This is a genomic window from Streptomyces sp. NPDC001070 (assembly GCF_053598835.1).
The window spans coordinates 252,923-275,155 of the sequence record NZ_JBSFLB010000003.1; the positions used below are offsets into that span (position 1 = coordinate 252,923).

The 22,233-nt window shown below is 72.6% G+C and carries 19 protein-coding genes; 11 read left to right on the forward strand and 8 right to left on the reverse strand.

Annotated elements, in window-relative coordinates; all coding sequences use genetic code 11:
* Positions 1-60: 60 nt before the first annotated feature.
* The gene (locus ACWDAS_RS05520) at positions 61-507 is read right to left on the reverse strand and encodes an SCO4402 family protein (RefSeq protein WP_450387629.1); all 447 of its coding nucleotides are present in this window, start codon (positions 505-507) and stop codon (positions 61-63) included.
* A 160-nt stretch (positions 508-667) separates the two neighbouring features.
* Here ACWDAS_RS05520 and ACWDAS_RS05525 point away from each other — a divergent pair, with 160 nt between their 5' ends.
* On the forward strand, positions 668-1,942 hold the full coding sequence (locus ACWDAS_RS05525) for an ABC transporter substrate-binding protein (RefSeq protein WP_450387510.1): 1,275 nt from the start codon (positions 668-670) through the stop codon (positions 1,940-1,942).
* Positions 1,943-2,009: 67 nt separating this feature from the next.
* Here the strand turns inward: ACWDAS_RS05525 and ACWDAS_RS05530 are convergent, their stop codons facing one another.
* Both ACWDAS_RS05530 and ACWDAS_RS05535 read right to left on the reverse strand, forming a co-directional pair.
* Positions 2,010-3,311, reverse strand: coding sequence for a hypothetical protein (locus ACWDAS_RS05530; RefSeq protein ID WP_450387511.1), 1,302 nt, complete (start codon positions 3,309-3,311; stop codon positions 2,010-2,012).
* Positions 3,312-3,516: 205 nt separating this feature from the next.
* A complete protein-coding gene (locus tag ACWDAS_RS05535; protein WP_450387512.1) occupies positions 3,517-4,899 on the reverse strand; it encodes a transcriptional regulator in 1,383 nt (460 codons plus the stop codon).
* A gap of 251 nt (positions 4,900-5,150) precedes the next feature.
* On the opposite strand from ACWDAS_RS05535, the gene ACWDAS_RS05540 reads away from it, so the two are divergent.
* Genes ACWDAS_RS05540 through ACWDAS_RS05550 form a run of 3 tightly spaced genes read left to right on the forward strand, consistent with a single transcriptional unit; the run spans position 5,151 to position 8,329 of the window.
* Positions 5,151-5,831 carry a bifunctional DNA primase/polymerase gene (locus ACWDAS_RS05540; RefSeq protein WP_450387513.1) on the forward strand — a complete coding sequence of 227 codons (681 nt, stop codon included), beginning with the start codon at positions 5,151-5,153 and terminating at the stop codon, positions 5,829-5,831.
* A gap of 36 nt (positions 5,832-5,867) precedes the next feature.
* On the forward strand, positions 5,868-6,764 hold the full coding sequence (locus ACWDAS_RS05545; protein WP_450387514.1) for an ABC transporter ATP-binding protein: 897 nt from the start codon (positions 5,868-5,870) through the stop codon (positions 6,762-6,764).
* On the forward strand, positions 6,761-8,329 hold the full coding sequence (locus ACWDAS_RS05550; protein ID WP_450387515.1) for a transporter: 1,569 nt from the start codon (positions 6,761-6,763) through the stop codon (positions 8,327-8,329). The genes ACWDAS_RS05545 and ACWDAS_RS05550 overlap by 4 nt, the downstream gene beginning before the upstream one ends.
* A gap of 113 nt (positions 8,330-8,442) precedes the next feature.
* Here the strand turns inward: ACWDAS_RS05550 and ACWDAS_RS05555 are convergent, their stop codons facing one another.
* Together ACWDAS_RS05555 and ACWDAS_RS05560 are read right to left on the reverse strand one after the other, a co-directional pair.
* The gene (locus ACWDAS_RS05555) at positions 8,443-9,744 is read right to left on the reverse strand and encodes a maleylpyruvate isomerase N-terminal domain-containing protein (RefSeq protein ID WP_450387516.1); all 1,302 of its coding nucleotides are present in this window, start codon (positions 9,742-9,744) and stop codon (positions 8,443-8,445) included.
* Positions 9,741-10,289, reverse strand: a complete 549-nt coding sequence (locus tag ACWDAS_RS05560; protein ID WP_450387630.1) for a sigma-70 family RNA polymerase sigma factor — start codon at positions 10,287-10,289, stop codon at positions 9,741-9,743. The genes ACWDAS_RS05555 and ACWDAS_RS05560 overlap by 4 nt, the downstream gene beginning before the upstream one ends.
* A 220-nt stretch (positions 10,290-10,509) precedes the next feature.
* Here ACWDAS_RS05560 and ACWDAS_RS05565 point away from each other — a divergent pair, with 220 nt between their 5' ends.
* The 3 genes from ACWDAS_RS05565 to ACWDAS_RS05575 all read left to right on the forward strand — a co-directional run bounded on the left by ACWDAS_RS05565 (position 10,510) and on the right by ACWDAS_RS05575 (position 14,237).
* Positions 10,510-10,887 (forward strand): STAS domain-containing protein, encoded by a 378-nt coding sequence (locus ACWDAS_RS05565; protein ID WP_450387517.1) that lies wholly within the window; start codon positions 10,510-10,512, stop codon positions 10,885-10,887.
* Positions 10,888-11,258: 371 nt separating this feature from the next.
* Positions 11,259-12,692 carry a glycosyltransferase gene (locus ACWDAS_RS05570; RefSeq protein WP_450387518.1) on the forward strand — a complete coding sequence of 478 codons (1,434 nt, stop codon included), beginning with the start codon at positions 11,259-11,261 and terminating at the stop codon, positions 12,690-12,692.
* A 162-nt stretch (positions 12,693-12,854) separates the two neighbouring features.
* Positions 12,855-14,237 carry a cellulose binding domain-containing protein gene (locus ACWDAS_RS05575; protein WP_450387519.1) on the forward strand — a complete coding sequence of 461 codons (1,383 nt, stop codon included), beginning with the start codon at positions 12,855-12,857 and terminating at the stop codon, positions 14,235-14,237.
* A gap of 62 nt (positions 14,238-14,299) precedes the next feature.
* On the opposite strand, the gene ACWDAS_RS05580 is transcribed toward ACWDAS_RS05575, so the two are convergent.
* Positions 14,300-15,406 carry a tetratricopeptide repeat protein gene (locus ACWDAS_RS05580; RefSeq protein ID WP_450387520.1) on the reverse strand — a complete coding sequence of 369 codons (1,107 nt, stop codon included), beginning with the start codon at positions 15,404-15,406 and terminating at the stop codon, positions 14,300-14,302.
* A 62-nt stretch (positions 15,407-15,468) separates the two neighbouring features.
* Positions 15,469-16,968 carry a class I adenylate-forming enzyme family protein gene (locus tag ACWDAS_RS05585; protein WP_450387521.1) on the reverse strand — a complete coding sequence of 500 codons (1,500 nt, stop codon included), beginning with the start codon at positions 16,966-16,968 and terminating at the stop codon, positions 15,469-15,471.
* A gap of 169 nt (positions 16,969-17,137) precedes the next feature.
* Here ACWDAS_RS05585 and ACWDAS_RS05590 point away from each other — a divergent pair, with 169 nt between their 5' ends.
* The 4 genes from ACWDAS_RS05590 to ACWDAS_RS05605 all read left to right on the forward strand — a co-directional run bounded on the left by ACWDAS_RS05590 (position 17,138) and on the right by ACWDAS_RS05605 (position 21,210).
* Positions 17,138-18,334, forward strand: coding sequence for an amidohydrolase family protein (locus ACWDAS_RS05590; protein WP_450387522.1), 1,197 nt, complete (start codon positions 17,138-17,140; stop codon positions 18,332-18,334).
* Positions 18,325-19,446, forward strand: a complete 1,122-nt coding sequence (locus ACWDAS_RS05595) for an acyl-CoA dehydrogenase family protein (protein ID WP_450387523.1) — start codon at positions 18,325-18,327, stop codon at positions 19,444-19,446. The genes ACWDAS_RS05590 and ACWDAS_RS05595 overlap by 10 nt, the downstream gene beginning before the upstream one ends.
* Before the next feature lie 6 nt (positions 19,447-19,452).
* Positions 19,453-20,358 (forward strand): acyl-CoA dehydrogenase family protein, encoded by a 906-nt coding sequence (locus ACWDAS_RS05600; protein WP_450387524.1) that lies wholly within the window; start codon positions 19,453-19,455, stop codon positions 20,356-20,358.
* A 378-nt stretch (positions 20,359-20,736) separates the two neighbouring features.
* The gene (locus ACWDAS_RS05605) at positions 20,737-21,210 is read left to right on the forward strand and encodes an ATP-binding protein (RefSeq protein WP_450387525.1); all 474 of its coding nucleotides are present in this window, start codon (positions 20,737-20,739) and stop codon (positions 21,208-21,210) included.
* Between the two features lie 31 nt (positions 21,211-21,241).
* Here ACWDAS_RS05605 and ACWDAS_RS05610 read toward each other — a convergent pair whose 3' ends face one another.
* A complete protein-coding gene (locus tag ACWDAS_RS05610) occupies positions 21,242-22,168 on the reverse strand; it encodes a cyclase family protein (protein ID WP_450387526.1) in 927 nt (308 codons plus the stop codon).
* Between the last annotated feature and the right edge of the window lie 65 nt (positions 22,169-22,233).

Consider the following 22,233-nt stretch of genomic DNA (forward strand, 5'->3'; position numbering starts at 1 on the left):
AGCCGTCCACCAGCCGGGCGCCCCGGGTGTCGCCCTGCTCCGCGTACCGCTCCGGGCGTCTCAGGCCGTGCGTGTGTAGATCTTGAGGATTTCCAGTGACCGCGGCGGCGTGTCCGGGTCCTCGCCGTCCCCGGCCGCCATCCGCACGTGGGCCTCACGGGCGGCCCGCACGGCCTCGGGCCACGCGTGGTACTCCAGATAGGCGGAAACGGGGGCGTCCGCGCCCACCTGGTGAAGTATCTTCAGCACCCGCAGCACGGCCACGTCGACCAGGGCTGCCTCCTGGGAGTCCCGGAAGACCGTGCCCACGTACTTCTCCGCGGACCAGTTGTCGAGCCAGGTGTCCTCGACCAGGCGGTAGACGGCGTCGGTCACGTCGCCGTAGCCCGGCTGTCCGGTGAGCCAGACCTCGCGCTGGAACACCGGGTCGCTGATCATGTGCAGCGCGGAGCGCACGTTCGCGCGCCAGCGCCACCAGGGCATGTCGTTGAGCGGCATGCCCCCCATCGTGGAGGAGCGGGTGCCGCGGCGGGAAGACTTCTCCGTACTCTGCACAGTGCACGATCGTACGTGCTCTCGGGTCCACACACTCTGTTCACTCGATGGTGACCCTCCGTTCCCTTGCGTTCACCCTGCTGTTGCGGCAAGCGCGGAATCTTCCCATTCCATGAGTGATTGGCGTACGCGCAGGGCCGCTCCATTCGTCTCCGCGATGGCCGGCGTCGCCCTGCTGGCAGGATGCGGCACGCTCCCCGGGGGAACGGGCGGGACGACCGGACCCGTTGTCGTGATGACGTGGGCACCGGAGAACACGAACGCGACCAACATGCCGGGCATGCCGGCCATGGCCAAGACCTTCGCCAAGTACGTCAACGCCCGCGGCGGCATCGGCGGGCGCGAACTGAAGGTCGTCACCTGCAACGAGCACAACAGCGCGCTCGGCGCCCAGGACTGCGCCCAGCGTGCCGCCGACGAGGGCGCGGTCGCCGTCGTCGGCTCCTACAGCCAGTACGGCGCCGCCTTCACCTCCACGCTGGAGGCCGAGGGCATACCGTACCTGGGCGGATACGGCGTCACCCAGGACGAGTTCCAGAGCCCGCTCTCCTACCCCGTCAACGGCGGCCTGCCCGCTCTGATGGCCGGCGCCGGCCGCCAACTGGCGGGCAAGTGCGACAAGGTCAGCCTCGTCCGGCCCGACACCGCGGCCGGTGACCTCTTCGCCCGCTTCCTCGACGCGGGACTGCGCGACGCGGGCCGCACCAGCGCCACCGATCTGCGCACCGCCGAGGACTCCACCGACTACAACGCGATCTCCCGGCAGGCGATCGGCGCCAACAAGGCCGGCGACTGCGTGGGCGCGGCGCTCGGAGACAAGACCGCCACCTTCTTCGACGCCTTCCGCCGGACCACGACCCCCGACCCGGTCACCGGCGCGGAGGACGGTCCCAAGGCGCGGATCGCGTCCATCCTCGGCAGCGTCCAGCAGTCCACGCTCAACAGCACCGGCGGCAGCAGCAGCCCGCTGGAGGGCGCCTACATCACCGGCTGGTACCCGCCGTCCTCCGACACGCGCTGGGCGCTGATGCGGAACACGATCAAGCGGTACGCCTTCGGCGACAACAGCATCGACGCGGACGACCCCGGCGTGCAGACCACCTGGATCGCCTACACCGCGCTCGCCGCGGTCATCGAGAAGATGGGCAAGGAGCAGGCGGTCACGGCCTCCTCGCTGAAGATCGCGCTCGACGAGGCGCACAACATCTCCACCGACGGCCTCACGCCCCCGCTCGGCTGGCGGGAGGACGACACGGCCGCCATCATCGACCAGCCGCGCCTGGTCAACGGCCGGGTCACGTTCCAGAAGGTCGAGCAGGGCCGACTCGTCCCCGCACGCAAGGGCTTCGTGGACGTGACGGAGTCCCTGGAGAACGCGCCGCGCTGACCGGCACGCCCGCGGGGGAAGCGCCGACGGCCCCGGCCGCCGGCGCTTCGGTGCTCCGGGACCGGCCTCAGAGCCGGCTGGCCTGACGCTCGGGCAGGCCGTACTTCTTCGCGATGGGGTTCCACAGCCCTGCCGCGGCCTGCTTGGCCTGCGAGGCGGTACCGCTCTCGCGGTTGCCCGCCGCGGTCTGGCCCGTGTCGCGGGCCTGCCCGTGGCGGCACATCTTCTTGCCGCCCTTCACCTGGTCCGCCCAGGCCGCGTAGTGGTTGTCGGCGGCCGCGGAGGCCGTCCACGCCTTGTTCAGGGCGTCGGTGAGGGCCTGGTGGTCGGCGAGCTGGTCCAGCGGCAGCGCCTTCAGCCGCGCCATCAGCTCGTTGCGCTGCTGGGCCGCGGCGCGCAGATCGGCGGCGGCGCCGTCGAGGTTCTGGCAGCCCTTGATGTTCGCGACCGCGTTGATCACGGAGGTCCGGCTGTTGCCGCTGGTCTTGAGCAGGGCGTCGAGCCCCTTCGCCTGCTTCTCCGCCGCGCTCCCGCCGCCACCGGAGGAGGACGGGGCCGAGGCGCTCGACGACGCCGCCGAGGACGGGGCCGCGGCCGGGTCGCCCTCGTCCCCGCCGCTCATCAGGGCCCCCGCGAGCAGTCCGGCGACCGCGCAGCCGCCGACGACGATGCCGATCAGGGCGGCCGGGGAGAGCTTGCGGCGGGCCGGGGCGGGCTCGTCGTAGTCGTGGGACGGCGGGGCGTACCCGGGCTGTGCGTAGCCGGGCGACGTCGCGTAGCCGGGTGCGGCCGCGTAGCCGGGGGCCGGGGCGTAGGCGGGCTCCTGCCGGGGCGGGCCGTCCTGGCGGTACAGGTGCCCGAAGTCGTCGTGCGGCTGCTGTGCCGGGAGTGTCTCGTGTGCCTGCTGCGCCTGGGGCCCGGGCGGGTAGCCGTAGCCCGGGGCCCGGGGCTCCTCGAAGCGCGGCAGGTGCTGGGTCGCGTCCGCGTCCGCCGGGGTGCCCGGGCGTACGCCGTACGGGTCGGCGTCGGGCATCGGGTACGGAGGCAGGACCTGTGTGGCGTCCGCCACGGGGCCGGGCCGGAACTGGGGCGCCGGGGGCTGCTGCGGCCGCACCGCGTGGTGCTGCGGCTCGTGGCCCGGCATCGGCTGGCCCTGGGGGTAGGGCGGGAAGAACTGCGTCGCGTCGGTGTCCGGGAGCGACTGCTGCGGAGGGCTGTACGGCTGTGGCTGCTCGCCCCACGGCTGCCCGCTCGCGGGGCCCGAGCCCCAGGCCGAGGTCGCTCCCGGGCCGGGTATGCCCCCGTCCGCGGGCAGCACCACGCCCTCGTGCACCTCCGGATACGCCTCGTCACCGCGTCCGCCGTGCATCACCGGTACCTCTGCCTTCTCCGTCGCTACGGAATCGTCGGCTCACGCTACCCGGTCTGCTTCGGACGCCACCATGCCGCGGGGGGTCAGGCGGGGGCCCGCCGTGCGCCCAGGCGCAGAACAGCGTGCCCCTACCGGTGGGTTGATGTCGTTCGCGTAACGATTCGGTGGACGGGGGCGCGCGAAGCCCCCGTCCACCGAATCGTTAAGCCGCGAGTTCCTCCTCCTCCAGCCGCGCGTCGAACTCCCGGACGGCGGACTCCGCCGCGTACGGCTGCAGGCGCAGGCGCAGGTCGTCGAGGTACTCCGCGCCGCGGGTGGTGCGGAGCGTGGCGAGCAGTTCGACAGCCTGGGCGCCGGTGTGGCAGGCCTGCTCGATCTCCCGCTGCTGCACCTGGGCCTGGGCGAGCAGCAGCAGGCCGATCGCCCGGCGGCGGGCCTTCTCCGGGCCGTGCCCCGCCAGCGCCTCCTCGGCCCGGCGGGCCGCCTGCGGGGCCTGGTTGAGGTCGCGATGGCAGTGGGCGAGCTCGTCGGCGAGGTAGGCCTGGCCGAAGTGCCTGATCCAGTCGGGGTCGTCGGCGGGATCGGAGCGCTCCAGCGCCTCGACGGCCTGCCCGGCAACGGCGCCGCAGGCGCGCGCGTCTCCCATCAGCGCGTGGCCGCGCGCCTCCGCCGCGTAGAACATGGCCTGCGCGGTGGCGGTGACCTGACCGCGGGCGCCCTCCTGTGCGGCACGGGCGAGTTGGGCGATCTCACGCGGGTTGCCGAGCTGCGCGGCGAGATGGCTCATCCCGGCCGCCAGGACGTAGCCGCCGTACGCGCGGTCGCCGGCCGCCTGAGCAAGGCGCAGCGCCTGGATGTAGTAGCGCTGGGCCAGGCCGGGTTGCCCGGTGTCGACGGCCATGTAGCCGGCGAGTTCGGTCAGCCGCGCGACGGCGGAGAAGAGCTGGCGGCCCGTCGCCTCCCGGTAGGAGCCGGCCAGGAGTCCGGAGACCACACTGTTGAGGTAGTGCACCACCACCGGGCGCACATGACCGCTGCCGAAGCGGTGGTCGAGTTCGTTCAGCGCCCGCGTGGTGGCCCGTACCGCCTCGACGTCCGACATGCCGACGCGCGGCCCGCCGGTGCGCGCGACCTGTGCGTCGGCCCGGGTGATCAGCCAGTCGCGGCTGGGCTCGACCAGGGCCGAGGCGGCCACGCTGGATCCGGTGAGGAAGTCGCGGCGGCCGACGTCGCTCCGCCACAGCTCGCAGACCTGTTCGATGGCGCCGAGGACGGTGGGCGAGAAGTGCAGTCCGACGCCGGTGGCCAGGTTCTTGCCGTTGGCCATGCCGATCTCGTCGATGGTGACGGTACGGCCCAGCTTGCGGCCGATGGCCTCGGCGATGATCGCCGGGGCCCGGCCCCTCGGCTGCTGGCCGCGTAGCCAGCGGGCCACGGATGTCTTGTCGTAACGCAGGTCGAGGCCGTGCTCCGCGCCGCACATGTTGACCCGGCGGGCCAATCCGGCGTTGGAGCAGCCTGCTTCCTGGATCAGTGCCTGCAGCCGTTCGTTCGGCTGGCGTGCGACGAGCGGTCGTGCGGCCATGGGCTCCCCCTCACAGCTGCCGCTTTCGGGACCTCAAGATCCCTTCCTGAAGATCCCTTCCCGGTACGCGCCACTCAAATGCCCCGCAAACGACATAATTTGCGGCGGGATGCATGTCTACACACTCAAGGGTGACTACCCGGATCGGGGACCACCCTCTACCGCGCGCCCCCGCCGGTGCTCCCGTGCGCCCGCCATGAGCCGCGAGGCCGGGACGTCACTGCCCGTAACCCATGCTCAGCGGCGTAGTTGTGAAGGTCGTGGAAGACACCGTGGAACACACCATCCCGGCCCCTCGGCGGATCGCCGGCCAACTCCTCGACAGCGCGGTCCGGTACGCGGAGGAGCGGCACTGGGATGTGCTGCCCGGTGCCTGGCTCGACGAGAACGGCGCCCCGGCCGGCCGCGGCGGCCCGCGCACCCCGCGCTGTTCATGCGGCGACATGGCGTGCCCGGCGCCCGGGGCGCACCCGGCCGGGCCCGACTGGATCGGGGAGGCGAGCGGGAACGGCGCCGCGGTGCGCCGGATGTGGCTGCGGCAGCCCAACTCCTCGATCCTGCTGCCCACCGGGCGCACCTTCGACGCGATCGATGTCCCCGAGGACGCGGGCTGCCTGGCGCTGGCACGCATGGAGCGCATGGAGCTCCCGCTCGGCCCGGTGCTCGGCACCCCCACCCGCCGGATGCTCTTCTTCGTGCTGCCCGGGGCCGCGGCCAAGGTTCCCGGTCTGCTGCGCCGGCTCGGCTGGACGCCGTCCTCGCTCGACCTGGTGGTGCGCGGCGACGGCGACTACGTCCCGGCTCCGCCCACCCGGCTGGGCACCGGTGGCGTCGTCCAGTGGGTGCGCAAGCCCACAGCCCTCAACCGGTGGCTGCCGGACACCGAGGAGCTGATCTCCCCCCTCGCCTACGCCTGCGGCCGGGCCCGGTAGCCCGGGCGCCGGCCCGCCCGGGCATAAGCTGGGCCGATGCCGAACGCATCCGCCGCGCCCGCCGTGCGCGTCCATGGACTGTGGAAACGCTTCGGGCAGCAGATCGCCGTCGCCGGGATCGATCTGACGCTGCCCGCGGGGCACTTCGTGGGCCTGGTGGGGCCCAACGGCGCGGGCAAGACGACGACCCTGTCGATGGTGACGGGGCTGCTGCGGCCCGACCACGGAGTCATCGAGGTCGGCGGGGCCGACGTCTGGCGCGACCCGGTCGCAGTGAAGTCCCGCATCGGCGTACTGCCCGAGGGGCTGCGGCTGTTCGAGCGGCTCACCGGCCGCGAGCTCCTGGCGTACACCGGGCGGCTGCGCGGCATCCCGGGCGCGGAGACCGACCGCAGGGCCGCCCAGTTGCTCGACGTGCTCGACCTGGCCGGCGCCGCGGGCAAGCTCGTCGTGGACTACTCGACGGGCATGCGCAAGAAGATCGGGCTGGCCGCGGCGCTGCTGCACAATCCCGAAGTGCTTTTCCTGGACGAGCCCTTCGAGGGGGTCGACCCCGTCTCGGCCCAGGTGATCCGCGGGGTGCTGGAGCGCTACACCGGCTCCGGGGCGACCGTCGTCTTCTCCTCGCACGTCATGGAACTGGTGGAGAGCCTGTGCGACTGGGTCGCGGTGATGGCCGCCGGCCGGATCGTGGCGCAGGGGCCGCTCGCCGAGGTGCGCGGGCAGGCGCCGACGCTTCAGGACGCCTTCCTGACCCTGGTGGGCGCCCGGGACCGCGGCCCCGGCCAGGACCTGGACTGGCTCGGCGGAGCGGGCGCCCCGAAGCCGCCGGACGCGCCGGACGCGCCGGACGCGCCGGACGCCCGGGGCGGGGCGGACGGCACGGACGGAGCCGACGGAGCATCCGGGCCGGCCGGGACGGGCCGGCCGTGACGGGCACCTTCGTACGCCTGAAGCTGTCCGTCATCCGCAACGGGCTGCGCCAGTCGACCGGCCGCAGGGCCGGCTGGATCATCGGCACGCTGGTGGCCCTGCTGTACGCGCTGGGTCTCGGCGTGGGACTGGTCGCGCTGCGGGGGAACGACTACGCGCCCTCGGCGGCCGTCGGCGTCGGGGTGGTGCTCGCGGTCGGCTGGGCCGTCATGCCGCTGTTCGTCTTCGGCGGCGACGACACCCTCGACCCGACCCGGCTCGCCATGCTGCCGTTGCGGCCCCGTCCGCTGATCCGGGCGCTCCTGGTGTCCTCGTTGGTCGGCGTCGGGCCGCTGCTCACGCTCCTGGTGGCGGCCGGCGCGGCGGTGTCCGTCGCGGGAGGCGCCGCCTCGGTGGCGGTCGCGGTGATCGGGGTGCCCCTCACCGTGCTGCTGTGCGTGGCCCTGTCGCGGGCCGTCGCGGCCGCCAACACCCGGCTGCTGACCAGCCGCAGGGGGCGCGACCTGGCGGTGCTCAGCGGCGTACTGGTGGCGGTGGGCGCCCAGTTGGTGAACCTGGGCGCCAACGCGCTCGCCTCCGGGCGGGGCCTGGAGCGGATCGGCGCCCTCACCTCCGTGCTGCGCTGGCTGCCGCCCGCGTCGGCGCTGGACGCCGTGCGGTCCGCGGGGGACGGCGCGTACGCGGTCGCGGTGGCGGAACTCGCCTGGACGGCGGCCGTGCTGGCGCTGGTGCTCGTGTGGTGGCACCGCAGTCTGGACCGGCTGATGACGCACCCGGACGCCTCCACGCTGCAGGCGGGCCCGTCGGGCGTCCGGGAGACGCGCTTCCGGCTGTTCCCGGAGGGGCGTACGGGCACGGTCATGGAGCGACAGTTCCGCTATGCCTGGCGCGATCCGCGGACCAAGGCGGCCTGGGCGACCGCGCTCGCCGTGGGGCTGCTGCTGCCGGTCGTCTCCGCGATCCAGCACGGCAGCGTCTACACGGCCTGCTGGGCGGCCGGGCTGCTCGGGCTGCAGATGTACAACCAGTTCGGCATGGACGGCTCCGCCTTCTGGACGGTCGCCGCGACCATCTCCTCCCGCGCGGACGCCTACGCCGAACTGCGCGGGCGCGCCCTGGCGATCGCGGTGGTGGGCGTCCCCTACGTGGCCGCCGTCACCGTCGGCGCGGCCCTGCTGCTGGGTCGGGCCGACGCCGCGGCGGAGACGCTCGGGCTCTCCTTCGCCCTGCTGGGGGCGCTCATCGCCACGGGTGCCTGGGCGAGCGTCCGCTTCCCCTACTCCATGCCCCAGGAGAACCGCTTCGGCAGCTCCGCCGCGCCGGGCCAGGGGAGCCTGGCCTGGATCAGCCTGGTCGTCGGCGCGGCGACCGGTGCGGCGCTCACGCTCCCCGCGCTGGGGGTGCTGGTCTGGCTGCATGTGTCGGGCCGCCACGGCGCGCTGTGGCTCGTCCTGCCGCTGGGCGGCCTGTACGGGGCCGCGGTCGGGGCGCTGGGTGTCCGGACGGCGGCGCCCCGCCTGCTGGGACGCCTGCCGGAGGTGCTGACGGCGGTGAGCAAGGGGTAGCGCTGCCCCGGGGCGCACTCCCGGCCGGGATGTCCCCGGTCGGTGGTATGTCCCCTGCCGGTACGTCCGCGGCATCCGCGCGTCCGGATTCCCCGCCGTCGAAGCCGTGGTGGTCACAGCCGTGACAAGGATGCGGTGGCGTGCAGGACGTCCCGCACCGCTGCCGGGTCCCCGCCGCACCCGGCGGCGATCCGGCCGGGTGAGATGTGCCCCGCGGCCAGCTGGCAGAAGTCGATCTGGTCGACGGCGATCTCGGCGACCACGGTGTCGGGGGTGCCGATCGCGCCGGGCGAGTCGAGGGAGATGTACCAGTGACCGCCGCCGGCGCCCTCGACGTGGAGGTCGAGGGCGCGGCCGGGGGCACCGGCCCGTACCAGCCGGGCGGCGGACTCGGCGAGTCCCGCCTGCCGGAGCGCGGCCAGGGCGGTGGGGAGCATCCGGGCCGCGAGGTCGATCATGCGGTTGAGGTGCGGCGCCGCCGGCGGCCCGTACTCGGGGTAGTCCAGGGCCTGCGCGATGTCCTCGGCGTGGATCCAGCACTCGAAGGCGCGGTCGATCAGGGCGTCCCGCATCGGCACGACGACGTCCGTGAAGTCCACCGGAAGCCCGCCGGTGGCGGAGCCGGCGAAGGAGAGCGTCCGCACGATGTCCCGTGTCTGGGCGCGCCACTTGTTGCGGACGAAGGTGTGCGTGTGGCGGCTGCAGCGCTCCGCCGCCAGTTCGGTGCGCTGGAGCCGGGTGCGGGGCGCGCCGGGGCCGAGCGGGTCGTCGAGGCCGAGGGCGGTGGCCACGACCCCGTCCACGGAGCCGAGGTGGGCGAGGACGCCGCACAGGGTCAGTTCGCGTTCGCCGCCGGCCCAGACGAGCTTGACGGGCATGTCCCACTCGGGCTCTCCGAGGTCGGCGAGGAGCGCGTCCAGGCGGGCGGTCTCGGCGTCGTAGGGCGCGGCCCACTCGGGGACGGGGATGCGGGCGGGGCGGCGGCCCAGGCAGCCCTCCAGGACCCGCGCGCGCAGCAGCGGGTCGAGGTCGAGGGACTCCTCCTGGTGCAGCAGGGCGACCGCGCGGCGCAGCCGTACCGCCTCCTCCGCACAGGGCGCGCAGTCGGTGAGATGGACCTCGACGGCGGCGGCCTCGTCACAGGAGCAGGCGGACAGCGCCCAGGCGCCGAGCAGGGAACGCAGCACGCGGTGGTCGTACTGCGGGAGTTCGGGCTGCGCCGGCTTGTGGGCGGGTGTGCGCTCCGGTTCGCGCGCCGCGACCGGCAGGTTGTACGCGGGCGCGTCGGGCGAGGGCGGAGGCAGGGGAACGACCTCCGGCAGCACACCGTCCTCGGCGGCGCCGCGCGGCATCGGCACCCGGGGCAGGTTCGTCCCGGGCGGGGGCGTGTCGCCGTTCTCGGCCGGTCCGTTCACAAGGACCTTCCCTGGGGCGAGGAGTCCTGCACCGCGGTGGACAGCAGCTGGAGGCCGAGGCGGAGGCGGCGGCGCGCCTCGTCCTCGGTGACCCCGAGGTCGACGGCGGCCGCGCGGTAGTCCATGCGGCGGCGGTAGGCCAGATCGAGGGCCTGGCGCAGGGGTTCGGGCATGGAGGTCACGATGTAGTCGGCGCGGGCGGCCGTCGAGGCCTCGCGGACCCGGGCCTCGACCTGCTCCGGGGTGCCGGCGCCGCGGTTCTCGGACTGGCGCAGCCGGTGGACGGCCTGGCGCTGGGTGAGGCCCGCGATCCAGGAGCGCAGCGAACCCTGCTTGGGTTCGTAGGCGTCCGGGTTCTCCCAGATGTAGCCGAAGACCTCGCGGGTGATCTGCGCGGCGGCCTCCTCGTCGTCCATGACGCGGTGGGCGAGGCTGTGCACGAGGGAGGCGTAGCGGTCGTACAGCTCTCCGAGCGCGGCCTCCTCGCCGCGCGCGAGCCGCTGTTGCATCTTGCGGTCCCAGCGGGGTGGTGCGGATGCCGCCATCGCGTCGTCCCCCTTTGTCACCATCGCCCGGCTCCGGTCGCACTGCCTCGGATCGAATGTATCCGCCGATTGCTGCCACGTACGACGCCTTGAGGCAAGCTTCTGCCATAACTGATCGATTCTGGTAATGCGTTATCCGGGTGTGACCGGAAGATTGCGGGGAAGCGGCTCGGACGGGGCATAGGGTCTTTACGACCGCTGCCGGGAGAAGGGCCAGACAGTGGCATTGCGGGTGACGCAGGACGAGCGGGACGGATGGACGGTCCTGACCGTTTCCGGAGAGATGGACCTCGTGACCGCGCCTGCCGTACGCCAGTACGTGCACGACGCGGTGGCCGACGGCCGGCACAGCGTGGTGCTCGATCTGGCCGGGGTGCACTTCTGCGACTCCAGCGGCGTGGGCGTGCTGATCGCCGCCCGGCGCCTGATGCGGTCCTGTGCCGGGCGACTGCGGCTGATCCTCCCGCCGAACACCCCCTCCGACGGTGTCTCGCACGTCAACCGGGTGCTGGCCGCGCTCGGCGTGCGCCGGCTCTTCGAGGTCTTCCCCGATCTCGCCGCCGCCACCGACGACGAGGCCCGGCCGCTGTCGGCGTAGGAGCCGATCGCCGGCCCGCTCCTCCACCAGCCGTGGCCCTGCCCGTCAGGGGCGCGGGCGGCTTCGGGACCGGGCGCGGGGGTCCGCGCGCGGCCCGGCAGGGCGCGTGTGAGGAGGTTCACATCCCGCGTCCGCTCCGTTCAGCAGGGGCCTGTGGAGGCCTTGTTGGCGTCTGTGGGGCGAAAGCCGCGAAGAGTGCATCTGTCACACATCGCTCACGCGAGTTACGTTCGTGCGAAGAAAGCGTGTTCGCGGTTGGCTTGGTCCGGCGGGTGGGGGTGTTCGCAGGGAGGTCTCCACTCGTCATGCACGATCTCGCGGGTGCCTGGGACCACATTTCGTGGTCTATGCGCCATCTGCACTGGTATGGAGTGACCGTCGGTTCGCTCCTCGCCGTCAAGCTGCTGCTCTCCATCCGGCGGCGCCGCCGTCCGGAGCTCACGTTCCACAGGCCGGTGAACCGTTTTCGTGTTCACGGCGTGGTCACGGTCTACAACGAGTCACCGGCGATGTTGCGCCGATGCCTGGAGTCGATCCTCGCGCAGACCCTGATGCCGCAGTCCCTGACCGTCGTCGACGACTGCTCCGCCGACCACTCCGCCGGCGCCCTCATCGAGGAGATGCGCCCACGGTTCCAGCACGCCGGGGTGCGGCTCGACTTCATCCGCTTCCCCGACAACCGCGGCAAGCGCCACGGCCTCGCCGCGGGCTTCCGGCGGGAGCCGCTCGCGGACGTGTACCTCTGCATCGACTCCGACACCGTGCTCGACCGGCACGCCGTCGCCGAGCTCGCCGAGCCCTTCACGAAGCGCCGCGTGCAGTGCGTCACCGGACTGGTGCTCGCGCACAACCGCAGCATCAACCTCCTCACGCGCCTCATCGACATGCGGTACGTCAACGCCTTCCTGGGCGAGCGGGTCGCCTACTCCCGCCTGGGTTCGGTTCTGTGCGCCTGCGGGTCCCTGGCGATGTACCGCGGATGGGTCGTCCGCAAGCACCTCGACGACTTCCTCGACCAGCGGTTCCTCGGACGCCCCGCGACCTTCGGCGACGACCGCCGCCTGACCTACTACTGCCTCACCGAGGGGCTGTCGTTGATCCAGCCCTCCGCCGTCGGCTACACCGATGTCCCCGAGCGCCTCGGCCACTACGTCCGCCAGCAGATCCGCTGGGGCAAGTCCTTCATCCGCGAGGGGTTCCTGCTCTTCGCCAAGTTCCGGCTGCGCCGCATGTACTGGTGGCTCAACCTCGTCGAACTCGTCACCTGGGTCGCCTTCACCGCGGGGCTGCTCGCCTCGCTCGTCGCGATCTCCCTGCACCCGCAGGGCTGGACGCTGCTCGTCGGCTACGTCGCTTACATGTGCCTCATGGCGTGGGTCCGCTCCGTCCACTACCTGCGCGGCGCCGCGCAGGTGAGGCTCGTCGACCGGGTGCTGACGTTCCTCGCGGCCCCGCTGTACGCGCTGCTCAACATCGGCTTGCTGCTGCCGCTGCGGCTGTGGTCGCTGGCGACCCTGCGGAGTACCAACTGGGGCACCCGCGCCCGGATCGAGGTCGGTGGTGCGAACGCGGACGTCCACATCCCGGTGCAGACCGGCCCCGCCCCCGCCCCCGCCCCCGCCCTTGCCTCGCAGAGCGGCGTCCCGCACCAGCGGTGGCAGAGCGCCGGGGAACACCGGAACGCGCCCGCGTACGACGGCTACGCCCGGAGCGCGCCGCGGACTTCCGGTCTCCCCGCCCCGCGGCGGCACGCCGCCGCCCGGGACGAACACGGCGCCGGGCCGGGCACCGTGCGCCTGTCCTGAGCGGATTCCCGCGCCCGCACGGCATGCCCTCGGCATCGCCCCTCCACAGCATCGGGAGCTTCTGTGGGCTCTGCCCGCCCTTCCCCCCGTCCCTCCTCCCGGCCCGCTCACCCCGGCCGCCGGCCGAGTCCGCGACGCCGCGCCTGGTCGGCGGTCAAGCTGATGTTCCTGGTGATCGCCGTGGCCGCGGGCGGTACCGCGCTCTATCCCCATTGGCGTGACGCGCATCAGCCGCCCCCGGAGCTCACCGTCCGGTACAAGGCGGGGGCAGCGGCGACCGCCGCCACCGCACGGCCCTGGCTGGAGGTCGTGAACACCTCCGGCAAGCGGGTGCGTCTGGACGACGTGGCGATCCGGTACTACTTCACGCAGGACGGCGGCTCTCCGTACACCTTCAACTGCGTCCAGGCGTCCGTCGGGTGCTCGAACATCGCCGGGAGGACCGTGGCGATGCGCGAGTCCACCGCCACCGCCGACCACTACCTCGAGGTCACCTTCACCACCGCCGCGGGCACGCTGGCACCGGGGGCCAAGAGCGGAGCCATCGGGCTGCAGCTGTACCGCCCCGGCGGCGGGCAGCTGGACCAGCGCGACGACCGGTCGTTCAGCGCCGCGCACGACACGTTCAAGGCCTCGAAGCTGGTGACCGGTTACCTGGGCGGCAGGCACGTCTGGGGCGACGAGCCGAGGGGCGCCGCCGGGGCGTCGGCCCGGAGCGCCTCCGGCCCCGCCCCCGCCTCCGGCGGGCGGACCGCCCCTCCCGCCGGGATCGTGTTCGACGACTTCCACTACAGCGGTCCCCACGACCCGGCGCTGCACGCGCACGGCTGGCTGGTCCGCACCAGTACGGGAGGTCCCGGCATCCGGGACACCTGGTCGGCGGACGGCGTCAGCTTCCCCTCGGACAAGGACGCCCTGGGCGGCCAGGTCCTGCGGCTGAGGGCCGCCACCGACGGGACGAAGCAGGGCACCGGCCAGGCCGAGGTGCACACCTTCGGCACCACGTTCCTGACCGGCACCTACGCCGCCCGGATCCATTTCACGGACGAGCCCACGAGCGGCGGCAACGGCGATCACATCAACGAGAGCTTCTACATGATCTCGCCCCACCACCGGGTCCGGTACAGCGAACTCGACAACGAGTACCAGCCGAACGGCGGCTGGGGCGCCCCGGGGCCGCGGCTCGACACGACGACCTGGCACAGCGCCGAGGACGGGGACCGGGTCACCCGGGCCACGACGTCCAGCCTCAAGGGGTGGCACACCCTGGTGACCACGGCCGCGAACGGAGTCGTGACCTACAGCCTCGACGGGCATGAGCTCTTCCGCACCATGGGCACGTACTACCCGACCGCGAACATGTCCGTGAACTTCAACGCGTGGTTCGTGGACCTGCCGTTCACCGGGAAGCGCACCTGGGACATGAAGGTCGACTGGTTCTACCACGACGCCGAAAAGGCCCAGTCCCTGCCGGAGGTGCAGAAGGCCGTGAACGAGCTCGCCGGCAACGGCACGAGCTATGTGAACACCGTCCGCACCTCCTGATCACGCCCGGCGGGCCCCGGCCCGGTGACCGGGCGCGGGGCCGGACGTGACCGCGAGGACCGTCAGGAGTCGGCGGGCGCGGGGCCCAGCGTCGTGGTGCCGATCGCCGCGCGGTGGCCCAGACCCGTCCGGTAGGCGTCCAGCGCCGCCTCCACCCGGCCGGAGCGGCGCAGCAGGTCGCCCAGCAGCCGGCAGATGTCCGCCAGGTCGCCGGCGGCGCCCGCGCGCTCCAGCAGCGCGAGGGCGGACACGTAGTGCTCTTCCGCGGCCTCCGGGTCGCCGCGCTCCTCCGCCAGCAGACCCAGCAGCCGGTGCGCGCCGCCCGCGTGGACGGCGCCACGCCACGGGCCCAGTTCGTCCAGCAGCCGGGTCAGCAGCTCCTCGGCCTCTGCGGGCTTGCCGCGCCGTCGCAGCACGTCCGCCAGTTCCACCTCCACCTGCACGGTGAAGAGCACGGACCGGCCGGCGGACAGCATGTCGCGGGCGGTGCGCAACTCGCGCTCGGCCTGCTCCAGGTCGCCGCCGTCCTGGGAGTGGACGTAGCCGCGCATCCAGTGGCAGTGGGCCAGGTCCGTGTGCAATTCCAGGCGCTGGAAGAGTTCCTGCGCCTTGGCCAGGGACGCCTCGGCCTCGTCGGTGCGTCCCGCGACGATCAGGGTGCGGGCGATGCTGCGGTGCATCTGGGCGACCAGGGCCGGGTCGCCCGCCTCGGGAGCCAGGTTGAGGGCCTGCTCCGCCGCGTGGGCGGCCCGGGTGTAGGCACCCAGGTCGGTGTAGGGGCCGATGGCGGCGATGTGCAGCATCAGCAGGGCGTCGGGGTCCGGCCGGCCGTCCCCCGCGGCGGTCTGCTGCTCGAGCCGGGCGATGCCCTCCTCCAGCAGGTGGGAGGCGTACCGCACCTCGCCCGCCAGCAGATGGGATACGGCCCGGCCGCGCAGCGCCGCCGCGCGCCGGGCGGCAGGGGCCTCGGGATCCGCGGCCAGCAGTCGCTCGGCGGTCTCGAAGTGGGCGCGGGCGTCCATGAGTTCGCCCGCGTCGAGGGCCGCGTCGCCGAGGCGGAGCAGCTCCGGGGGATCTGGCAGGCCGTCCTGCGGGCCGCTGTCCGGACCCTTGCCGGGACCTTCGTCCAGGCCGTCGCGCGCCCGGTCCTGGCCGTCCTGTGTGCCCACCGTGACCCTTCCCCTCTGGAACTCTTGCGGAGGAGGGTACGCGGCTTTGCGCCGGACGTGCCTCACGCTTTCGTAAAGCGCTCCCTGAGCTGGTACTTGAGGACCTTGCGCAGGGTCTCGTTGCGGGGCAGCGCGTCGACGACCTCGAGCTGTTCGGGGAGTTTGTGGACGGCCAGACCCGCCCCGCGCAGGAAGGCGGTTACCTCGGCGAGGGTGAGCGCTTCGGCCTCCGGCGGCTGCTCGACGACGGCGCAGACGCGTTCCCCGCGCTCGGGATCGGGCAGGCCGATCACGGCGGCGTCGGCGACGCCGGGGTGGGTGTAGAGCAGTTCCTCGATCTCCTTGGCCGAGACGTTCTCACCCTTACGGATGATGATGTCCTTGAGCCGTCCGGTGAGGACCAGGTAGCCGTCCGGGGTCAGCCTGCCGACGTCACCGGTACGCAGGAAGCCGTCCTCGTCGAAGGCCTGCTTGGTGAGCTCGGGGTCGGTGTAGCCCTGGCACACGGCCTCGCCGCGCAGCCGGACCTCACCGTCCTCGGCGATCCGTATCTCCATGGCGGCGGGCGGGCGGCCCTCGGTGGTGGCGAGCCGGTCGACCGGGTCGCGCGGTGAGCCCATCGTGATCATGGGGGCCTCGGTCATGCCGTAGCCGTGTGCGAGGGCGCAGCCGAGGTCGCGGACGACCTCGTGGTACAGCTCGGGCGGCTTGGGGGCGCCGCCGCCGGAGAGCAGCCGCAGGGTCGGGATGATCCTGTCGCCGGGGGGCTGCTTGCGCTGCTCGGCGAGGAAGAGGGAGTAGAAGGCGGTGCTGCCGCCCGCCATGGTGACCCCGTGCCTGCGGTACGCCTCCAGGGACTCCGGGAGCGAGAAGTGCTCCAGCAGGAGGGCAGGGAAACCGCACAGGAGCAGCATGACCAGGTAGTCGGGGCCGCCGATGTGCGCGTACGGGAAGGCGATCGAGCCGACGTCGTCCGGGCCGAGTTCCAGGGCTCGGGCGAGGCAGGAGCCGCCGGCGATGAGGCTCCGGTCGGTGTGCAGGACGCCCTTCGGCTGGGAGGTGGTGCCCGAGGTCCAGTAGATCCAGCGGACCCGCGTGCCGTCGGAGGGCGGGGCGGGGAGGGCGTCCGGGTCGCCGTCCGGGAGGGAGTCGTACGCGGTCAGGACCTGTTCCGCGCCGAGGCGCCGCGCCATCGCCGTGTGGTCGAAGCCGCGCCATTCGCCGGGTACGGCGAAGAGGGCGGGGCCGGTCTGGCGCAGGATGTGGCCGACCTCGTGGTCGCGGTAGAAGGGCATGATCGGGGTCTGCACGGTGCCCAGCCGGGCGAGGGCGGCCGACAGGATCACCGTCTCGATCCGGGTCGGCAGCTGCCAGGCCACCGAGGTGCCGGGCCGGATGCCCCGGGCGTGCAGTCCGGCGGCCACCCGCTCGGCGCGGTCGCGCAGCTGCCCGAAGGTGATCCGGCGGTCGTCGGTGTCGAGCAGGGCCGGAGCGCCGGGGGTCAGGGCGGCCCGCCCCGCGATGAGCGCCCAGAGGGTCGGCGAATCGCCCAGGCTTCGCATCTCTTCTCCTCCCAGCCATTGAACTGACGACGTGTCAGGTCCGCTCGCCCGGAGCGTAGGCGTCCGGCCGGGCGCGGTCCAGGCTTCGCGCGTCGTCGATGGACGGTTCGGGGTGGCGGGCGTACTGTGAATCTGACGGTCCATCAGATTCAGGAAAGGGCGGAGAGCGATGCAACTGCCCCGGATCATCAGCGTCGACGACCACGTGATCGAACCCGCACATCTCTTCGAGACCTGGCTGCCGGCGAAGTACCGGGACCGCGGGCCCCAGCCGCTGACCGCCGGGATCGGCGAGCTCGCCTACATCGGCGGCAAGTACCAGATCACGATGGACCCGGACGGGCCGCCGACCGACTGGTGGATCTACGAGGACCTGAAGTTCCCGTACAAGCGGAACATCGCCGCCGTCGGCTTCGACCGGGACGAGATGACCCTGGAGGGCATCACCCGCGATCAGATGCGGCGTGGCTGCTGGGACCCCAAGGCCCGGCTCGCCGACATGGACCTCAACCACGTCGAGGGCTCGCTCTGCTTCCCCACCTTCCCGCGGTTCTGCGGCCAGACCTTCGCCGAGGCCAAGGACAAGGAGGTCGCCCTCGCGTGCGTCCGCGCCTACAACGACTGGATGGTCGAGGAGTGGTGCGGGGACAGCGGCGGCCGGCTGATCCCGCTCTGCCTGATCCCGCTGTGGGACATCGACCTGGCCGTCGCCGAGATCCGGCGCAACGCGGCACGCGGGGTGCGGGCCGTCACCTTCAGCGAGATCCCGACCCACCTGGGGCTGCCCAGCATCCACTCGGGCCACTGGGACCCCTTCTTCGCGGTGTGCGAGGAGACCGGGACGGTGGTGAACATGCACATCGGCTCGTCCTCGCAGATGCCGGCCGCATCCCCGGACGCGCCGCCCGCCGTCCAGGCCTCGCTCTCCTTCAACAACGCGATGGCCTCGATGATGGACTTCCTGTTCAGTGGCGTCTTGGTGCGCCACCCCCGGCTCAAGCTCGCCTACAGCGAGGGGCAGATGGGCTGGATCCCGTACGCCCTGGAGCGGGCCGACGACGTCTGGGAGGAGCACCGGGCGTGGGGCGGCGTGCGCGACCTGATCCCCGAGCCGCCGTCCACCTACTACTACCGGCAGATCTTCTGCTGCTTCTTCCGCGACAAGCACGGTGTCGCCTCGATCGACGTCGTCGGCCGTGACAACGCGACCTTCGAGACCGACTACCCGCACGTCGACTCGACCTTCCCGCACACCAGGGAGGTCGCCCTCGACCATGTGAAGGGCCTCGACGACGAGACGGTGTACAAGCTCATGCGCGGCAACGCCATTCGCATGCTGGGGCTGGAGCCGGACCGGTGGACCTGACGTACACCGAGGCGGAGGAGGCGTTCCGGGGTGAGTTGCGGGCGTGGCTCGCCGGGGTGCTGCCCACGCTGCCGCCCGCGCCGGATCCCGCCGACTGGCCCGCCCGGCGGGCGTACGACACCGGCTGGCAGCGGATCCTGCACGAGGCGGGATACGCCGATGTCCACTGGAACGCCGACCCGACCCGGCGGCTGATCTTCCTGGAGGAGACCGAGCAGGCCGGAGCCCCCTACGTCGGCGCGAACTTCGTCGGCCTGCTGCACGCCGGTCCCACCATCGCCGCCGAGGGGACGGCCGAGCAGCGCGAGCGGTGGCTGCCCCCGGTGCTGCGCGGGGACGAGGTGTGGTGCCAGGGGTTCAGTGAGCCCGGGGCGGGCTCGGACCTGGCCGCGCTGCGGACGCGCGCGGTGCGCGACGGCGACGCCTATGTGGTGACCGGGTCGAAGATCTGGACCTCGCACGCCGAGGTCGCCGACTGGTGCGAACTGCTGGTGCGCACCGATCCCGGCGTGCCCCGGCATCGGGGCATCAGCTGGCTCGCGATGCCGATGGACGCACCGGGCGTCACGGTGCGGCCGCTGCGGACCCTCGCCGGGACGGCGGAGTTCGCCGAGGTCTTCCTGGACGAGGTGCGTGTGCCGGTCGCCAACCGGGTCGGGGCGGAGAACGACGGGTGGCGGGTCACGATGGTCACCCTCTCCTTCGAGCGCGGCACCGCTTTCGCCGGAGAGGTCGTCGCCTGCCGGCGGACCCTGCGCGAACTGGCGCGGACCGCCCGCGGAACGGGGGCCTGGGACGATCCGGTGCTGCGGCGCCGGCTGGGCCGGCTGGCGGCGGAGTTCGGGGTCCTGTGGCGGCTGATCCAGTGGAACGTGAGCGCCGGTTCCCCGGACGTCGGCGGCTCGGTCCTCAAACTGCGCTACTCGCACGCGCGCCAGGAGCTGTACGACACCGCCGCCGAGGTCCTCGGTCCTGCCGGGGCCCTGGACGCGGAGAGTCCGTGGACGGCGGACCGGCTGTCCTCGCTCTCGTACACCATCGCGGCCGGTACGTCGCAGATCCAGCGGAACATCGTCGCCGAGCGGATCCTCGGCCTGCCGAAGGGGGAGTGAGCTGCCGTGGACTTCCGCCTCACCGAGGAGCAGCGGGCGCTCGCCATCGGCACCCGTGGGCTGCTGGCGCGGGTCTATCCGTCCGGCCGTCTGCGGGAGGACGCCGCCGGGGCGGCCGCCGGGACCCCGGTGGCTCTGGACCGGGCTGTGTGGCGGGCGCTGGGGGAGGCCGGGTTCTTCGCACTGCGTCTGCCGGAGGGGCGGGGCGGGCTCGGGCTGGGGCTGCCGGAGGCGGTGCTCGTCTTCGAGGAGGCCGGGCGGGCACTGCTGCCGGGGCCGCTGGTGACGACGCACCTGGCGGCCGGTCGCGTGCCGGGGGCCGCCGACGGCACGACGGTCGTCACCGCGGTGGACGGCGAGCTGGCCGAGTGGCTGGCGGAGTCCGACCACGTGCTGGGTTCGTACGACAAGGCCGAGCCGGTCCGCTCGGTGGATCCGTTCACCCCGCTGCACCGGGTGGCCGGAGGTGAGCCCGTCGCCGGCGGAGCAGAGGGTGAGCTGCTGACCTCGGCACAGCAGACCGGCAGCGCGGCGCGCACCCTGGAGCTCTCCGTGCGGTACGCCGGGACCAGGGAGCAGTTCGGGCGGCCCATCGGGTCCTTCCAGGCGGTCAAGCACCTGTGCGCGGACATGCTGGTCAGGACCGAGATGGCGCGCACGGCGCTCTATGCCGCGGCGGTGACCGGCGACCGCGCCGAGACGGCGGCCGCGCGGGTGCTGGCGGACGAGGCGGCCGTTCGCAACGCCCGGGACTGCCTGCAGATATTCGGCGGGATGGGTTTCACCTGGGAGGCGGAGGTGCATCTCCACATCAAGCGGTCATGGGTCCTGCGGAGCCGGGGCCGTTCCGTGGCGGAGTGTGAGGAGGCGCTGGCGGAGCGTCTGATGAATGACTCTCTTTGGGATGTTTAGAGAGTTATGTCGCATTCGTCACGGATAAGTAGTCCCCGAGTGTCGATATCGGGTTGTGTCCGAGGTGTGACTCGTCACGCCGTGGAGTCGGCGGCTGCCTCGGGTACGCTCCATCGGGTGCGTGCGATGGCGAAACGCAACGGATGTGGCAGTGGCGGGGCCTCTGGGCTCGGCGATCTGCCTGTACCCGGCTGTTCGATTTCGCCCCGTAATGAGCCCCGCACAGTATGCAGCACTCGTACCCCCTTGCGCTGGAATATGCCCGAAGCGCTTGTTGCGGTGACCGCGGGGCAATCATGCTGTGTCGTGAAGAGGTCACGTACGGTGACCCTGCCGAGGCGCGAGGCGATGTGTCCGCCGGTTCGGATGGTGTGAGCGGTGCAGGTGCTCCAGGTTCAGCTTGAGGTCGGCCCCGACCCCGCGGAGGTGGGCCGGGCCCGTCGGTGGGCCCGCTCGCGTCTCGCGGGCTCCGGTATAGGAGCCGACGAGCCGGTCGCCGAGACGCTCATCCTGCTCATCTCCGAACTGGTCACCAACGCCGTCGTGCACACCGGCTGTCCCGCCGTGCTGCGGATGCTCTTCCGTTCCTCCGGCGCCGCGCAGAACGGTGAGCAGGAGACCGTCCGCGTCGAGGTGGCCGACACCAGCGAGGCGCCGCCGCGCCCGCGGCACGCCGACAACGACGAGACCGGCGGCCGGGGGCTGGAACTCGTGGACGGCCTCGCGGACCGCTGGGGCTGGCAGCGCGAGGGCGCGGGCAAGCAGATCTGGTGCGAGATCGACCGCTGCGAGCGCCCCGCGATCGTCCCGGCGCAGTCCATGGGCGGGCTGATCGGCCGCCCCGCCTTCTGAGCCTGTGAGCCTCTGAGCGCAGGGACGGTCCTCACAGCACCGCGACCGGCGCCACCGGGCTGCCGACCCCGCCCACGAAGGGCTGCGGTGTGGCGTCCAGCAGGAACTCGTACCGCCCCTCCTCGGCGCAGGCCTCGGACAGTGCCTCCAGATTCCAGTTCTGGCCCTGCGGCATGCCCATCTCCACCAGGTCGAGGGCGTGGACGGGGAGCCACAGATCGTCGATCTCCGGCGGGAAGATCTCGAAGGTCAGGGTGTCGTTGGCGACCGCGGCCACATCACGGGCGTGGAACCACTCGGGAGTGCGCACCGACAGCCCCGGTGACGGGAAGGCGTAGGCGTGCTTGTCGCCCGCCAGATACACCCGCATCTGGCCGGTGCGGACCAGCACGATGTCGCCTGCGCGGACGGTGGTGCGGGCCAGTTGCTCGGCCACGTCCAGGTCGTCGGGGGTGACGGCGTGGTCGCCGGGCAGGCGGTCGGCGCCACGGGCGCGGGCGACGTCGAGCAGGACACCGCGGGAGAGCAGTGTCGTGATCTTCTCGATGCCGCTGAAGGTGGCGCCGCCGTGGGCCGTGATGGACCCGGCGGGGCGGCCGTTGTAGATGCGTCCCGAGTGCGAGACATGGGTCAGGGCGTCCCAGTGGGTCGCCGCCTGCAGGCCCATGGTGACGATGTCGTCGCTGGTGGCGACCGTGCCGGGACCGAACATCTCGTGGTTGAGCATCACCATGGTGCGCAGTGGGTTGACCCGGCCCGGGATCATGCCCGTCTGCACCCCGTCCTGCTGCAGGGGCAGTGCGAGCGGCACGCGGCGCCCGCTGCGCACGGCGCCGGCTGCCGCGCGGACCACCTCGTCGGTGATCAGGTTGAGTGTGCCGGTCTCGTCGTCCTCACCCCAGCGGCCCCAGTTGTTGACGCGCTTGGCGATGTCGTGGAACTCGGCGGGGAACGCCATCGCTGCCTCCCGGTCTCAGGGCTTGTGCTGGGGTGCGTACGTGCTCCTAAAATCTAACGGTCCGT